This window comes from Bacillus cereus group sp. BfR-BA-01360 (genome assembly GCF_022663595.1).
Classification (GTDB): domain Bacteria; phylum Bacillota; class Bacilli; order Bacillales; family Bacillaceae_G; genus Bacillus_A; species Bacillus_A cytotoxicus.
The window spans coordinates 133,558-150,567 of the sequence record NZ_JAKUFV010000007.1; the positions used below are offsets into that span (position 1 = coordinate 133,558).

Below are 17,010 nucleotides of genomic sequence, written 5' to 3' on the forward strand. Positions count from 1 at the left end.
AAAGCCATAAACATAATGTTTATAGCTTTGTTTTCATCTGTTTCACTAATAATTCTTTTACTTGATTATATGTTAACCCTGAGTTTTTATTTAATCGTTTCACTTCTTCAATGTCAGTGCCTACGACTGTATATTTCTTATCCTTCTTCATTCCGACACATCCTTCTCTAAAAATCCACTACGTATAACACATGATGTATTCTATTTTTCCTTTTCAATCATAAGTTCATACTTCTCTACATATAAAAAGAGAAGCTATGTTTACATAACTTCTCTTCTGAACTTTAAGAAGAACTACTTCTCCTACTCATTTTGTTCCTCCATCAATATCCTTACTTCATACTTTTATCCTATTCTTTCAGTTTATTTGTAATACTTGCCTTTCTAAATAAATCAGCGCGTAATCAAGCGCATCTATAGCTTTATCAATGTCTTTACGGCTTACATTTAACGAGGTTCCAAAGCGAAGTGTATTCGGCATTACTCCACCGATTAATACTCCTTTTTCAATCGCTTTTTCTCTAATAATATTGGAAGGAAACGTACTTGGGTCTGCTTCATGAGTAAAGTTTCTATCTATTTCAACAAAAGGTGTCATCTGCTCATCTTTTACAAGTTCCACAAGCCATAAAACCCCATACCCAGCGATTTGTCCAATTGATTGATGTTTTTTCTTTAACTCCAATAATTTTTGTTTTATATACTGTCCAGCCGCTGCAGCTCTCTCTACCAAATTTTCTTCCATTATATATTCTAAATTTGCACATACCGCAGCCATAGCGATTGGATGCCCTGAATACGTTGAAACTGTCTCCCATCGATATTGATCCATAAATTCCGCAATTTCTTTACTTACAACGACAGCACCTGCTGGAATAGCTGAGCTAGAAATTCCTTTTGCCATTGATACGATATCAGGCTCGACATCATAATGCTGATATGCAAACCATTCCCCTGTTCTTCCAAACCCTGTCAGCACTTCGTCAGCAATCCATAAAATATTAAGTTCTTTCGTCATTTTACGAATTTGTGGAATATACTCATCTGGCGGCTGAACAGAGCCAGCTCCTTGTGTAACTTCTGTAATGATTGCTGCAACTTGTTCTGGCCCTTGATTTTCAATAATACGTCTCGTATATTTCACGCAAGCGAGTTCACCATTTTCATCCTGGCAAGTACCATATTTATGGCCAAGTGAACAGCGCATACAATTAGGAGAAGGTGCTACGGCAACAAGTCCACTGTCTTGAGCTGGTACATGATGCGGAAGTGAATCAGGAACTGATTCCGTCACCCCACTTTTACTCCCCTTTAACCTTGTCATTGATGAAGCCCCTTTTGTCCAGCCATGATAAGCATATTCTCTCGTTACAACAAGGGGACGCTTTTTGTATAATCTAGCAATCATAAGTGCTGTCTCTACCGCTTCACTTCCAGTAGAAACAAAACGAACTTTCCCTGGCCAACTTTCATTTCCTAATACATCTTCAATAATCATTTTCGCTGCCTTTGCCTTATAATCTGTCACGTAAGCATCTTGTAAAAAACCATATCGATCTAGAGCGTCCTTAATCGCATTATTAATTTTCTCATTCTTTTGACCAGCATTTACACAATATAATTGATTAAAACAATCTAACAACTTTGTGCCATCTGGCAAAATTAAATAATCGCCTTCTGTAGTCGCGATTGGAATCGGCTCATATTCTTCTTGGGTCGAAAAAGTTCTCATGATATATTTTTTATCCCACTCTAATACTTGTTGCCAATCTATTTTACTCATATCATTTCCCCCTCTTGTTATTCCCTGCATGCTATAGCTAAAATATGACTTCCACCAATCATTCAATTGATGCCCCTGATTTTCCTATAATCATTTATCCTTCATACCAGTTTAAAGCTCTCTCATTTAAATCAACCCACACATGTTTAGTCTGCGTGTACATCTCCATTGCCTGCACCCCTAGCTCTCGGCCGAACCCACTTTGTTTTGTGCCCCCAAACGGCGCTGCACTATCTAAAAAACTATACGTATTAACCCATACTGTTCCCGCTTTTATATTGCGCGCCATACGATGTGCTCGTTTTAAATCGTTTGTCCATACGCCAGAAGCAAGTCCATAAACCGTATCATTTGCTTTCATTAGCGCATCCTCTTCATCTTTAAAACGAATCACCGACACAAAAGGTCCGAAAATTTCTTCACGAGCAATCGTCATTTTGTTGCTAACATTTTCAAAAATAGTTGGTGTAAAATAATAACCATCTCCAGCTTCTAGATATCGTTTACCACCGGTTACTAAATTAGCTCCTTCATCAAGTCCAACTGCTACATATTGTTCAATTTGCTTCAACTGCTTTTCTGAAATTTGTGGCCCCATTTGTGTTGTCCTTTCAAGAGGATTTCCAATGCGAATAGACTTCGCTTTTTTCACAAAAAGATCCATAAATGTATCATAAATCGACTCCTGAACAAATAACCTCGAACCTGCTGCACAGACTTGCCCTTGTGCAAAGTAAATACCGAAGGCCGACATATTTACTGCATCTTCTAAATTGGCATCTTCAAAAACGATATTCGGCGATTTCCCTCCAAGCTCCAATGATAGCGGTTTCAATTTCTTGCTTGCTGTTTGCATAATGAGTTGACCTGTACGAGTAGAACCTGTGAAAGCAATTTTGTCAACTTCTGGATGAGCTACTAATGCATCTCCAGCTTCATCTCCAAACCCCGGAACAATATTTATTACACCGTCTGGAATACCGACTTCTTGAAAAATTTTTGCTAATTCTAAAATACTAACAGGTGTTTGTTCTGCTGGCTTAATAACAATCGTATTTCCTGCTGCTAAAGCTGGTGCTAATTTCCACATCGCAAGCAGAAGCGGAAAATTCCACGGCACAATAGCCCCAACTACCCCAAGTGGCTCTTTCAATGTATAATTCAAACGATTTTTTGGTGAAGCCAATGTTTCACCTTGTACTTTATTTGCTAAGCCAGCGTAAAATTCTAATACATCAATCGTTGCTGGTATAGCAATGTATTTTGTCTCATTAATAGGTAAACCGTTATCCATCGATTCTATCTCAGCAAAAAAATCTAACTTATCTCTCATTTGCATCGCCGCTCTATATAAAAGCCTCCCTCGTTCACTCGGATCCATATTGGACCATGTTCCTGATTCAAAAGCATTGCGAGCAGCCTTTACAGCTAAGTCAATATCTTGCTTACCAGCTTCTGCTACAATGGCATGTATTGCTCCCGTACTAGGATTAATGGATTCAAATGTTTTTCCCGATACCGCATCTACCCACTTGCCATTTATAAATAATTGATATGTCTTTAACATACGATCCCCTCCCCCTCTAAACTTAAGAAAATAATAGCCAATTACCGTCCATATTGATTGTAAAAAACGGAACATTCTGATAATTTAACCAACTACTCTACGTCACAACGTAACTTTCCAAAAAACTTTTCAGTATATTCCCTTGGAGTTAACGAGCCAAAACTTTTAAATTCATGAATGAAATGCGCTTGATCATAATAACCATTTTCATTGATGATATCCCAAATGGTAAAGTTCTTCATTTTAAGCAACATATTTAAAGCAGATTGATATCTTACAATTTGACTAAATCGTTTTGGAGAGATTCCAATAGATTCTTTAAATTGCTTTCGTATATATCTCGTTGAATATCCCACCTTACCCGCCAACTGACTTATGTTCATATTTCCTTTTGATTCATAAATTTTATTTAGCACTTGTCCTATTATGTTCATTGAACCGTCTGAGGGAAAAACAACTTTACCAATTAACTCTTTAAACAATCCCACTCTTTCTTGAAACCCTTCTGCAAGTATTATTTTTTCTATAGTTGTATGTTGAATAGAAATCATATCAATTAAAGGTACTTCTTTATCGACTATTTCTTTTACCATATAGTTTGAACGAAGTACCTCTTGATATGGCAGGAACCTTACACCAAAGTATTCACTGCCAGCTTGCAGATGAATCATTCGACTACGAATGACACTTCCACATATATTTGCAAAACAATCCTGTTCATTACAACCGAATAATATATCTATACACCCATCAGGAACCACTGAAACAGCATGATGCAAATCTTTTTTTAGACGAAATTGATAAAATAATAATACTGTTTGATTCCATATATTTTTTTCTCGATGTTCTGTATAATAGTCTGCCATCCCTTCAAACTCAGGCTGAAATGGAAAATATTGATACGTTTTTATATGTTGAAAAATACTCAACATACTCTCCTCCCCTGTAAAACTCTTTGTTTTTTTACAATTTAATGGTGCTGTCTTACACATATTTCCCTTCTCATGTTTCTTGTTGTCCATTTTACTATCCATAACTTTCTAGAAGCAATACAAAGTTACCAACGCCACTTTCATATGGAAGTAAATCAGACTTTCAAACGTACAATTCGTTTTCTTTCTTTATATCATTGAAAAGGAAATTTTGTGCTTTATTATTTCAAGAGAGACTGATATGGGAAACTGTTCATGTTCTTAAATACATATATATTTTTCGGATAGAGATTCTTTTCTAAACAACAGTTCTCATACATATAAAAAATCAACATGGCTAACCATGTTGATTTTTTTACTTTCATTACTTCTCAATTAAAATGTTGCAGCTACTTTCTTAACTTTTTCTAATCCTTCTTCAACAATTTGCTGTGAGCGATCTGGATATTGATTATGCCCTTCAATTACTACTGTCTCTGGATTTGTAATGCCCCAGAATCCAAGTACAGTTGTCACATAGTTCACAGCCATTTCCATAGAAGCCATTGGCTCAGAAGAGTAATCAGAACCACGAGCACCTAGTACAGCTACTTTCTTCTCACCAGCTAATCCTACTGGACCATTTTCTGTATATTTAAATGTTTTTCCAGCTTGAGAAAGGTATGAAATATACGTAACTAATGGTGCTGGTACTGTAAAGTTCCATAATGGGAAGGCAAATACAACTTTTTCCGCTTCTAAAAATTGATTTAAATATTTATCAACTGTCGCAACAGCTTTCTCTTCTTCTACTGTTAATTCTAGTCCTTGACTACGTTTATACCCACCTGCAATCGCATCATTTCCGTAATATGGAAGATTCAATTCATATAAATCTAACTCTGCCACTTCTGTATTCGGATTTGCTACCTTATACGTGCTTACAAATGTTTCATACATTTTTGAACTAATTGCTTGATCTGCAGGACGGTCATTTGCTTTCACAAATAATACTTTTGACATTGTTTTTGTCTCCTCTACTTTTTTCATTTCTTCTTTCTTACCAAATAATGAACGAAATACCCCCATTTTCTTCACCTAAACTTCCTTTTTATATTCATTATTCATCAACTTAAAAAAACTTATTCTAAGAAAAGATTCTATCTTTTATTGTCAGAATCTTCTTATTGTATTCTGATTTACACTTTATCTAAGTTGAAGCAAAAATGTTTTATTACCTTACGTCAGTAAGTATACTCAAGTAACCTTTAATAAGATTTAAATTCTCAAATTAAAAATATTTTTTAAACCTGTTATAATAATAAGGTGAACCTTGAAGCAGTACATTTTTTTCATCCTCCACTGATTGTTAGCCCTCACCTATCTTCCTTGCTTCTCTCTGAATTTTGAGGTAGAAGTCTTACCGATTCCTAATCGTGGAAATAAAAATAAAGCGGGGATAGATTTTCTATTCAACTTTCCAGTTTAATGAAACAAGTACCGTTTCAAGCGATTAAAGAAAAATTCCTTTTCATTTCATATAATGAATACAGATTTTCTCTGATAACAAAAGGACCTGCATTCATAAGAAGCAGATCCTTTTATGTTTCTTTTCCTCTATACAGTTTTTGGAACTAGATTAAAACATCTTTTGTATATCCATTCATAATCTTTTACTGTTAAGTCACGCGGGTTCCCAACCGTTTGAGGGTCTTTCATCGCTTCTTTGGCTAGGCGCTCAATCATATCAGCTGGTACACCTTGTTTTTCAAGTGTAGGTATTTCTAGATTTTCTACGAGATCATACATCCAATTTACTGCCGCTTTCGCTGCATCTTCAGTCGATAATTCATGCGTATTAATTCCTACCGCTTGCGCAATACGTGCAAACTTTTCAGGATTTCCTTTCCAGTTAAATTCCATAACTGGACCCATCATAGCTGCAACACATTGTCCATGGGCAACCGGAATAATTCCGCCTAATGTTTGACTCATCGCATGTGCAGCACCTGCGGATTCACTTCCATAAGATAGCCCTGCTAACATTGCTGCTTGTGCCATACCGTAACGAGCTTCCAAATCTTCACCGTCTGCAAATGCGCGGTAAATATATTTTGATGCATACTCAATCGCCATTAATGCAACCGCATCTGTAATAGGCTGCGCATATTTCATTGTATAACATTCAATCGCATGTGCTAAAGCATCAACACCTGTCATAGCTGTTACATGTGGTGGCATAGATATATGTAATTCAGGATCAATAATGGTCAGATGTGCAGCGATAAGTGGTCCCCCTGTATTAAATTTAAATTCTCGCTCTTCATCTGTAATTACAGCCCATTGCGTTACTTCGGAGCCTGTTCCAGCTGTAGTTGGAATAGTTGTCAATGGTGGAATTCGATTCTCAAGTGGTTTTTTCCCTTCCGCTGCCTCATATTCTAAGATAGATCCTTCATGTGTTGCTTCCACCCCAATCGCTTTTGCTGTATCCATTGAACTACCACCACCGACTGCAACGAGCCCATCGCAGCCTTCTTTTTTGTAAAGAGCAGATCCTTCAGCAACTAAACGTACTGGCGGATTCGGTTCAACCTTATGAAAGATAACTACCTCTACATTTTCTTCCTTTAAATATTTCATAACAGGATCAACAACACCTGCGTTAAAAATTCCAGGATCTGTGACAAGCAATACTTTTGATACACCTAAATTTTTGACTTCTTTTCCTATATGGCGAATAGATCCAATTCCATGCTTAATCGCTGTAGGCACCTCAAATTGATGGAACTTATACATCTGTTCAACTTTCATATTTAAACTCATACATAACAACCCCCTGTTTTTTCTTCATTCCTTTATTTAAACCAGTTAATTGCTTCCGGTTTCGTATTTCGATAAATATGTTTGATTTCAGTATATTCTTCCAGCCCGTTGCTTCCTAATTCACGTCCAAAACCAGATTGTTTATACCCGCCCCAAGGTGCTTGAGCAAAATATGGATGGAAATCATTAATCCAAACCGTTCCCATTCGAAGACGTGAAGCAACAAACTCAGCTTTCTCAATATCTTTTGACCATACAGCTCCTGCTAGCCCATAAATCGTATCATTCGCAAGTTGTAGAACTTCTTCTGTTGTTTTAAAAGTCTCCACCGTTAAAACTGGTCCAAACACTTCCTCTTGAACAATTCGCATTTGTGAATGGCAGTTTGCAAAAATTGTCGGTTTATAAAAGAATCCATTTTGAAGTTCTGGATCTTCCGGACGTTCCCCGCCAAGAACCAATTGTGCTCCCTCTTGTTTTCCAATTTCTACATATCTTTCTACTTTCGCACGATGTTCCATTGAGATAAGAGGGCCACATTGCGTATCTTTATCAAATCCGTTTCCTAATTTTATATTTTTTGCACGGTTAACAACAGCTTGTAAAAATTCATCGTGAATACTTTCTTCAACTAGTAAGCGTGCTCCCGCTGAACACACTTGGCCAGCATGATAAAAAATTGCGTTGAGCGCTTGATCTACTGCTACTTCAAAATCTGCATCCGCAAATACAATATTCGGGTTTTTCCCGCCGAGTTCAAGTGCAATTTTCTTTACATTACTGCTAGCCGCTTGCATAATTCTCTTCCCTGTTTCAATCCCTCCAGTAAAAGAAAGAAAATCGACATCTAGATTACTAGATAATTCTGAACCTACTGTCGATCCAGGACCTAATACTAAATTAGCTACTCCGTTTGGCACACCAGCCTCTTCCATTAATTCAAATACTTTTATAGTCGTTAGTGGCGTAATTTCACTCGGTTTCACAATAATTGTATTTCCTGCAGCTAGCGCAGGTGCAATTTTCCATGCTGCTTGAAGTAAAGGATAATTCCACGGTGTGATTTGAGCACAAACTCCAACAGGCTCACGAACAATTCGGCTTTGAGAATTAGGAATAGGAGAAGAGATAATCTCCCCGCCATACTTATCAGCGAGACCTGCAAAGTATTGAAATACATTGACGATGTCATCCATGTCCGCTTGGCTTTCAATTAATGTTTTTCCTGTATCTAAGGTTTCTAGCTTAGCCAATTCTTCTTTATCTTGGCGAATGAGCTCCGCAATCTTTTGAACAAGTTCTCCGCGTTCATTCGCAGGCGTACTGGCCCAATCACCTTGATCGAATGCTGTACGTGCCGCTTTAATCGCGAGCTTGGCATCCTCTTTGTCTCCCTCAGTTACAGTTGCAATGATTTCTTGATTAAAGGGATTGATGATGTTTCTCGTTTTTCCAGAAATGGACTCTACCCACTCTCCGTTTATATACATTGTTTTTAGAGACATGCAATCACTCCTTTGAAAATCACTAAGTTAAATTTGTTAAGTTTTTTCTTAACGTTTTTAACAAAATTAACGTAACATACGCAAAAAATGTTGTCAAAATAAAAATTAAATTTAGAATTTTATAACCCTTTGGCGTATAAAGGATTATCAAGTATAAAAAATTTATTTATCGACGTATTTTTTTGACATTTTTCTGTAATACGTTAATATAAACATTGTTCAAAATAAACTTTATATTCTTAACGATTTGACTTTTCTCTACTAGGAGGTTTTTTATAAGATGGACGATAAAGGATATGAGGCTATTGAAAAGGCAAAAACATTCGTAATTGATTCAATTGCTGAAACAATGGATCTGTATGGAGTTACACGAAGTGCAGGAACATTATATGGAACCATGTACTTTGAAGATGATATGAATTTAGATGAAATGCGTGAACGACTAGGAATGAGTAAACCTAGTATGAGCACAAGTGTAAAAAAGCTACAAGACTTTGATATTGTCAAAATGACCTTTACTAAAGGGAGTAGAAAGCATACTTATGTAGCCGAAAAAGACTTTTTTAAATTTTTCACTCATTTCTTTTCTCATAAATGGGAAAGAGAGGTAAAGATAAATTTGAATGCATTAGGAAAGTCTCAAAAAATATTGAGAGAAGTGATGAATAATCAGGAAGAGTCAGAAGAAATCAAAGCCCATGCAAAGCAGATTTATGAGCAATTAGAAGAATCGCGTGCTTATTATAAATGGCTACAAAAATTAGTAGATTCTATAAAAGATGAGAGTATTTTCGAATTGATTCCTATAGAAGATAAATCGTGAAAAATGTTACTGAGGGTGATTTGAATCAAAATCGTTTGGAAAACTCACCCTCAGGTGCATTTTAAAATTTCGAACACTGACATGTATTACAGCATTTTCCGCCATCTTTGTCGTGTCCAAGCTTTCACAAAAAGTTTGTCCTCCTCAACCATTACTGATACCGAAAAAACAATCAAAAGCAGCTTAAAGATTTTCTTAATTCCGACAGGCTGGGGTCTGTCGGAATTTCTCTTTTGTCGGCTATTACGATATGATAGCATATAATATATAAGCACCCATCATACTTCTTTAGTGATAATCCTATATCTATAATTAATATTTGTTTCAATTATCGTTTTCATTATATTGATGATACTCTAGAAATTCCTATATGTATTTTCCCTATCCTTCACAATGTTCTTTTTTAAAGAGAAACAAAAAACTACCAAACAAAGTGGTAGTTTTACATACAATGATACATTTTACAATGGGGATAGGAGTGTACCCCCAATACCACCGGTCACAACAATGACCCAAGGTGGCATTTTCCAATATACTAACATGCTAAATAATATAGATGCAAAAGCAAAATCAACAGGTTTTAAGATAGCGCTAGTCCAAATTGGGTGATAGAAAGCTGAAATTAAAATCCCTACTACCGCTGCATTCACTCCCATTAAGGCGCCTTTCATTTTAGGATTTCGTCTTAATTGATCCCAAAAAGGTAATGTCCCTAATATAAGAAGGAATGCTGGTAAGAAAATAGCGATCGTTGCAATGAATCCCCCTTGCCATCCACTGATAATAGCACCAATATATGCTGCAAATGTAAATAACGGTCCAGGTACAGCTTGAGTAGCACCGTAACCCGCTAAAAACGAAGATTGATCCATCCATCCTGTCGGAACAAATTCACGCTCAAGTAAAGGTAAAACAATATGACCTCCACCGAACACTAAAGAACCTGAACGGTAGAAACTATCAAACATTGCAATCCAATTCAATGATGTAATTTCTCTTAGGATTGGCAGGAAAATAAGTAACCCAAAAAACAATGATAAACAAATGAATCCTACCTTTCGAGAGATTGGAAAGTTTCGTTTTGATTCATCATTGTCCACGTGTTTTTTATAAATGTAATAGCCGATCAGACCGGATAAACAAATGACTGCTACTTGTGTAAAAACCGTTTGCCATAATAGCGTTCCCACTAAAGAGAATAATGCAATAGCTTTCCGGTGTAAATCCGGTATCAACTTTTGAACCATTCCTAAAATCGCATGTGCTACTACTACGACGGCTACAATTTTCAAACCATGAATCCAGCTAGCTTCTCTCATATTTAAATCTTGTAGTATATATGCAAATAGGACTAATGCTATCACAGAAGGAAGAGTAAACCCGATAAAAGAAAGAATTCCTCCCAATATACCTGCACGCATGACACCAATTCCAATCCCCACTTGACTACTCGCAGGTCCCGGTAGACATTGACATAAAGCAACTAAATCTGCATAACTTTTTTCATCCATCCACTTTCTTTTGCGAACATACTCTTCATGAAAATAACCTAGATGTGCGGTCGGTCCTCCGAAAGATGTAAGTCCAAGTCTAGTAGAAACAAGCAATATTTCTAATAAAGTTTTCAATTTATTTTGAGGCGTTATTTTCTTCATTACACGTCCTTTTTCAGTCGCTGTATCATATTTTCTAATGTTTCCGGCTACATTATGCTCTTCTTTCTTCAAAAGTCCATCGCATGAAGAATAGAGTATAACGTACCAAGGCTAAATGTCGAAATTCGTAATTAATGTAGCATTAATATATCGTTTTTTCAATTTAGCATTAAAAACTTTTACATAAATTTTACAAAGTAATACATTCAAATCATTAGAATGTTTTTCAGTATTTAACCGTAGAAAAAGGCATTATCACAAGCATGTCTCGGAAAGGAAACCGCTTCGATCATGCCGTCATCGAATCCTTCCACTCCACCATAAAGTCCGAAGAATGCTACAACCAAAAAAGGAATGTCTTACAAATTCTATCGTACTAGAAAAAGGGAATCATTTCCTGCATGATTCTAATCACATATAACCGTTTAAAAAATGAAACTACCTGTCCCCGATTGAGTATAGGGAACAGGTAGCGTAGGTGTTTTACTCCTGTCTCACATCAGTGGTCCAGCTCATTCAAAGGGAATTAGGGGTTTTATTTTCAAAAATGCATAGACGTATCATTTTTGTCATTTCATATTCGTAAAACACTTTTTTATTAGTTAACAACTATTAATTTTCAAACACAAAGTTTATTTTATTATCTTTCCATTCTAACTTTGCATCAAACGTTTTATCATTTTTCTTAAATCCTTTAATTAAGTCAGTTTGTTCACCTTTCAATAGTTTTGTCATATTTTTTTGTGAGATTGTTTTGCCTAATATTTTTTTTGAAATTGTAAAATCACATTTTGTTGTATTATAGTTCGAACAACCGTAAAAAGTAGACTTATCGATCACATCGCCATCACATTTTTTACATTTCCCTACTTTTTTCCCCGTTGTAAATTTTGATCCTTTTCGTTCAATCGATTCTACATCTAAGCCTGTGAAATCCCATTTCTCAGACATTTCAATTGCATCTTCAATAATTTTTGCAGATAGCTTCTTCGTTTGTTCCATGAAAGTCGCTGGTGATGCTTTTCCTTCTCCAATTTCTGCAAGACGTTGCTCCCACTTTGCTGTCATTTCTGGTGAAGCTAAAATTTTATCCCCAATCGCTGTAATAAGTACTTTCCCTTTATCCGTTGCATACACTTGGTTTTTCTTCACATCTATATATTTACGGTCTTTCAGCATTGTAATAATACCAGCCCGAGTCGCTTCAGTCCCTAAACCTTCTGTTTTCTTTAACACTTTTTCAAGCTCTTCATTATCTAAATATTTTCCTGCCGTTTTCATTAACGTAATCAATTGCCCTTCTGTATAACGCTTCGGCGGCTGCGTTTTTCCTTCTTTTACTTTCACTTTTACAACTTTTCCTTCTTCCCCTTCTGTAACAATTGGAAGGATCGTTTCATCGTCCTTATCATCTTGAAAGATGACTTTCCGCCATCCTTCTTGAATTTGTTGTTTCCCTTTTGAAATAAATTCAGCCCGTCCATCTACAAGGGTTGTTATTGTTGTATAGTCGAAAATAGCAACTTCATAATGAGCGGCAATCAGTCTTCTTACAATCATATCGTAAATTTTCTTTTCATCACCAGATAGCTTATTTGGATTCGTAACTTGTTCTGTCGGTATAATCGCATAGTGATCTGTCACTTTCTTTTCATTCACATAACGCTTATTATTCCTAATCGATTCAATTGGGGCTGGCAACACCCCTTTATATTCATCAAATTGACTTAACTTTTGCAAAATATCAGGAAACGTTGCTGCCTCACCTTGTGTTACATAGTTCGAGTCAGAACGAGGATAAGAAACAATCCCTTTTTGATACAACGCTTGTGTAATATCTAACGTTTTTTTCGGTGAAAATTTAAATGCTTTATTCGCCGTTGCTTGTAGCGATGACAAATTAAATAAAAGCGGCGGCTGAAATTCCTTGCGCTCCGTTTTCACTTCTTTTACTTCAGCTGGTTTTCCTTGGCAAAAAGCGGCAATTTTATTCGCCATATTAGGGTCTTTTAAGCGGGATTCACCATCTTTTTCCCATTTACCCTCATATTTCTTACCTTCAATATTAAAGGTTGCGAACACTTCCCAAAACGGTTCTGATTTAAAGTTTTCTATTTCTTTTTCACGTTTTACAATTAACGCTAATGTTGGCGTTTGAACACGTCCAGCAGAAAAAACATCATTCATTCCTTTTTTCTTTAGTAAAATGCTATAGACGCGCGATGCATTCATGCCAACGACCCAATCGGCGCAAGATCTTGTATATGCTTCATAGTACGTATTGATCGTATCTGATTCATCAAGTAAGTTTTTAAACCCTTGATAAATAGCCTGTTTTGTCAAAGATGAGATCCAAAGACGTTTCATCGGCTTTTGCACATTACAAAGGTTAATAATATTTCGCACAATCAGTTCCCCTTCACGTCCTGCATCACCTGCATGAATGATTTCGGTCACTTGCGGATTATGTAACAGCTGTTTCACCACATTAAATTGTTTATATTTCGACTTTGTTACTTCAAATTGAAAACGCTCTGGAATCATCGGTAACGTATCAAGCGACCATTTTTTCCACTCAGCGTGATAATGTTCTGGATTACATAACTGCGTTAAATGACCAATTGCCCATGTACAATAAGCTCCATTTGGAAATAACTCATTTGCTTCTACTTCTAAATACCCATCTTTCCGGCGGTATTTAAATTGTGAAACAAGAGCTAAACCTTGATCTGGTTTCTCGGCAATAATTAATTTCATTTTATAACTCCCTATCTAAATTCCAGTGTTACTTTTCATTTGATCTGTTAAAAGCGATGATACATAAATCTTTCTTTTTATCATTCGCAATGTATTTATGTATAAGACCTATATATTATACGCTTATTCTTTCCGCCTTCACAATAGAAACTCATGATTTGATATAACGGTCATATTGCCAAGTTTAGAGAATACGTATAGAAAAAAACGAAATTCAAAATAAACTTTCTTTTATTTTTTCTATCTTATAGTTCTTTTCCTTTAATAAATGCAATTAAATATTCACGAATGCAACAATTCATGTTTTAATGTATATAATATAAAAATATTTCTGTTCATTGGGGTGGTTCTATGAAAGCAAATGTTGGAGATATGATACAATTTGAGCGTGGAAATGTTACCATTACAGGCTCAGTCGTGAAACTATACAGTGAATCTGTATTAGTTGAAATCACAAATATAAGCGGTGGCACTTTTGAATTCGATAGAACAGTAGTCAATCACAAAAATTATAAGATACTGAATGGAAATTTGTAATTCGGAAAATCTAATTCTGCTAAATGAATAGCATTTAGCACGTAAAAAGAGCCGATATTTATATAAAAATTTTCGGCTCTCTTTTATCTTATCAAAATGAAATTAAACTAAATCGCCTTTTAAAAATGCACCAGGTAATAGCTGCTCAACTGTTACTTCCTTTTCATCACCTTTGACATTTGTTAATAATACTGGCATTTTGGGATCACAAAATTCCGCAATAACTTGTCTACAAGCTCCGCATGGTGAAATAGGCCCATCCGTTTTACCTGTAACTACTAAATAGCTAAAATGACGTTCCCCTTCTGATACCGCTTTAAAGATCGCCGTCCTTTCAGCACAGTTACATAATCCATATGATGCATTTTCTATATTACAACCCGTATAGATTTTACCTTCTTTTGTAACGAGTGCCGCACCAACAGGAAATTTAGAATATGGAATGTAAGCTTTTTCTAGCATCTTTGTTGCTGCTTCAATATACTTTTTTTTATCCATGTTATTTCCTCCCTAAACTCGATATATTCTAAAGATGAAATTTCACTTTCCTTCTATATATTACTTGCTAATCAAGCGATACTTAGAACATATTTTATAACAAACCTCCCCTCCTTCGTATCCGCTTACACTTTTTTAAATGGGAAAGCAATAGATACTCTATATGTGTATCTATTGCTCCTTATCTATTTTTTACTTAATAATTGTCTGTAGCGCCTTTTTCGTCATTTAATACAATCGCAACACTTGCACTAGCTCCGATTCTTGAAGCACCAGCTTCAATCATTTTTTCTGCATCTTCACGTGTACGAACGCCACCAGATGCTTTTACCCCAACATTTGGTCCTACTGTCTTACGCATTAATGCGATATCTTCAGCAGTCGCTCCACCAGTTGAGAAGCCTGTTGAAGTTTTTACAAAATCTGCACCAGCTTTCACTGATAATTCACAAGCACGTACTTTTTCCTCATCTGTTAATAGGCATGTTTCGATAATAACTTTAACAAGTGCTTTTCCTTTTGCTGCTTGTACAACTTCACGAATATCCTTTTCAACGAATTCATCATCACCATCTTTTAAAGCACCTACGTTGATTACCATATCTACTTCCGTTGCACCTTTAGCAATTACATCTTTTGTTTCAAATACTTTTGTTTCAGTCGTATTTGCACCTAATGGAAATCCAATCACAGTACAAACATCCACATCATGTCCTGCTAATTCTTCAGCAGCTAATTTTACCCATGTAGGATTAATACAAACGGAAGCAAAATTATATTTCTTTGCCTCTTCAATGACTTTCATTACATCTTCTTTTTTAGAATTCGGTTTCAAAACTGTATGATCAATTAACTTTGCAATGTTCATATCTTTCACTCCTTATCTCTTTTAACAACTTCATTTTAACCCTCATTTGAACACATGTAAATAAGCTTTTGAAATTATGTTCATTTATCGTTTTTAAAAATCAAGAACTATCATGACGAAATCTCTAGTTTTTGAAAAGAACAATCCACCAAGGAGCCTTCTTTTCCATACTTCATAAAGTATTATCCTCTTATTTTCTTATATTAAAATGAACTGTATACTGAAAAGCCTTTCCCAAAATAATAGGTTTGAGAAAGCCCTTATTTTAATCTTTTTGATAATGTAATAATTCTTTTGCTGTATGCTGATCTATAATTAAGATATTCGCATATTTCCCTCTTAATGCACCGTCGATTGCCTTTACTTTTCGCGAACCTCCTGCAACAAGAATCGAACGTTTCTTTAATTTTAATTCTTCTAGTTCAATTCCAATTGTACGCCGATTAATGTCCTCACTACTAATATTCCCATCGTTATCAAAAAAGCGTGAACAAATATCACCGACTGCTTGCTTTTTCAAGAGATCCATTTCGTCCTGATCCAAATACCCTAACCGGAATAACAGTGCTTCATCACGCACAGTTCCAACAGTAAAAATAGCAATATTCGCTTGTTTCCCCATTTCAATAATATGATGAATATGTCTATCTTGCTCTACTAGTTCCTTCGTTATCGCATTATCAAATATAACAGGAAGCGGTAAATTTCTTGGCGTTGTTTGAAAAGCATCTGCAAATAAAGCAATCGTCTCATTTGCATATGTATTTACACTCGAATGACTAATGCCCCCCTTTAATTGAACTACTTCTACTCCCTTTACAGGCTGCGGTGCCATTTTTCGAGCGATTTCATACATCGTCGTTCCCCAGCTTACTCCAACGATATCTCCATTTTTTACCGTTTTCTCCATATATTCAGCAGCATATTTGCTAATATAATCTGTTATTGTTGCATATTCTGGTACAGGAGAAAATACGACATGTGTTTCTAACAAATTATATTTTTCTTTCAGTAAATTTCCGACATTGTCTAAATTAGCAAATGGATCTGTTATTGTAATTTGAACAAAGCCTTTTTCCTTTGCATACTTTAGCAGTCTTGAAACGGTTGGCCTTGAAATATTCAGCTTATTGGCAATCTCTTGTTGACTATAATCAGATTGATAATATAATCTTGCAACTTCAACACTTAATTGTTGTTTTTCTTTATCCATAGTAACTCATTACATATCCTTTCCTGTATTTCCCTTTCATTACAAGCATTATACAGGTTTATTCTCG

Annotated in this window: 14 protein-coding genes; 2 read left to right on the forward strand and 12 right to left on the reverse strand. The window is 35.7% G+C overall.

The features are described from left to right. Positions 1 to 19: 19 nt before the first annotated feature. The 7 genes from MR056_RS22250 to betB all read right to left on the reverse strand — a co-directional run bounded on the left by MR056_RS22250 (position 20) and on the right by betB (position 8,592). Entirely contained in the window at positions 20 to 151 is a 132-nt protein-coding gene (locus MR056_RS22250) for a hypothetical protein (RefSeq protein ID WP_012093972.1), read from the reverse strand. 207 nt (positions 152 to 358) lie between these two features. After that, entirely contained in the window at positions 359 to 1,783 is a 1,425-nt protein-coding gene (locus tag MR056_RS09285) for a class-III pyridoxal-phosphate-dependent aminotransferase (protein WP_087098472.1), read from the reverse strand. A 94-nt stretch (positions 1,784 to 1,877) separates the two neighbouring features. Beyond that, positions 1,878 to 3,350: an aldehyde dehydrogenase family protein gene (locus MR056_RS09290; RefSeq protein ID WP_012093970.1), complete on the reverse strand. Its 1,473-nt coding sequence runs from the start codon at positions 3,348 to 3,350 to the stop codon at positions 1,878 to 1,880. Positions 3,351 to 3,442: 92 nt separating this feature from the next. Further along, entirely contained in the window at positions 3,443 to 4,282 is an 840-nt protein-coding gene (locus MR056_RS09295; RefSeq protein WP_167527338.1) for a helix-turn-helix transcriptional regulator, read from the reverse strand. 375 nt (positions 4,283 to 4,657) lie between these two features. Continuing rightward, positions 4,658 to 5,350 carry an FMN-dependent NADH-azoreductase gene (locus MR056_RS09300; RefSeq protein WP_012093968.1) on the reverse strand — a complete coding sequence of 231 codons (693 nt, stop codon included), beginning with the start codon at positions 5,348 to 5,350 and terminating at the stop codon, positions 4,658 to 4,660. Positions 5,351 to 5,878: 528 nt separating this feature from the next. Beyond that, a complete protein-coding gene (locus tag MR056_RS09305; RefSeq protein ID WP_087098470.1) occupies positions 5,879 to 7,087 on the reverse strand; it encodes an iron-containing alcohol dehydrogenase in 1,209 nt (402 codons plus the stop codon). Positions 7,088 to 7,119: 32 nt separating this feature from the next. Further along, positions 7,120 to 8,592, reverse strand: a complete 1,473-nt coding sequence (gene betB / locus MR056_RS09310; RefSeq protein ID WP_087098468.1) for a betaine-aldehyde dehydrogenase — start codon at positions 8,590 to 8,592, stop codon at positions 7,120 to 7,122. A gap of 280 nt (positions 8,593 to 8,872) precedes the next feature. Here betB and cudC point away from each other — a divergent pair, with 280 nt between their 5' ends. Beyond that, the gene (gene cudC / locus MR056_RS09315) at positions 8,873 to 9,415 is read left to right on the forward strand and encodes a choline uptake/conversion transcriptional regulator CudC (protein WP_012093965.1); all 543 of its coding nucleotides are present in this window, start codon (positions 8,873 to 8,875) and stop codon (positions 9,413 to 9,415) included. Between the two features lie 461 nt (positions 9,416 to 9,876). Here cudC and MR056_RS09320 read toward each other — a convergent pair whose 3' ends face one another. Both MR056_RS09320 and topB read right to left on the reverse strand, forming a co-directional pair. After that, positions 9,877 to 11,070: a chromate transporter gene (locus MR056_RS09320; RefSeq protein WP_087098506.1), complete on the reverse strand. Its 1,194-nt coding sequence runs from the start codon at positions 11,068 to 11,070 to the stop codon at positions 9,877 to 9,879. A 612-nt stretch (positions 11,071 to 11,682) separates the two neighbouring features. Then, positions 11,683 to 13,827: a DNA topoisomerase III gene (gene topB / locus MR056_RS09325; RefSeq protein ID WP_087098466.1), complete on the reverse strand. Its 2,145-nt coding sequence runs from the start codon at positions 13,825 to 13,827 to the stop codon at positions 11,683 to 11,685. Between the two features lie 351 nt (positions 13,828 to 14,178). Between topB and MR056_RS09330 the strand changes: the two genes are divergently transcribed. After that, entirely contained in the window at positions 14,179 to 14,364 is a 186-nt protein-coding gene (locus MR056_RS09330; RefSeq protein ID WP_012093962.1) for a YkvS family protein, read from the forward strand. 102 nt (positions 14,365 to 14,466) lie between these two features. Here MR056_RS09330 and MR056_RS09335 read toward each other — a convergent pair whose 3' ends face one another. From MR056_RS09335 to MR056_RS09345, 3 genes are all read right to left on the reverse strand, one after another. Next, complete coding sequence (locus tag MR056_RS09335) at positions 14,467 to 14,862, reverse strand: cytidine deaminase (RefSeq protein WP_087098464.1); 396 nt, start codon at positions 14,860 to 14,862, stop codon at positions 14,467 to 14,469. Between the two features lie 196 nt (positions 14,863 to 15,058). Beyond that, positions 15,059 to 15,730, reverse strand: coding sequence for a deoxyribose-phosphate aldolase (gene deoC / locus MR056_RS09340; RefSeq protein ID WP_012093960.1), 672 nt, complete (start codon positions 15,728 to 15,730; stop codon positions 15,059 to 15,061). Between the two features lie 265 nt (positions 15,731 to 15,995). Then, positions 15,996 to 16,943: a sugar-binding transcriptional regulator gene (locus MR056_RS09345; protein ID WP_012093959.1), complete on the reverse strand. Its 948-nt coding sequence runs from the start codon at positions 16,941 to 16,943 to the stop codon at positions 15,996 to 15,998. Positions 16,944 to 17,010: the final 67 nt, after the last annotated feature.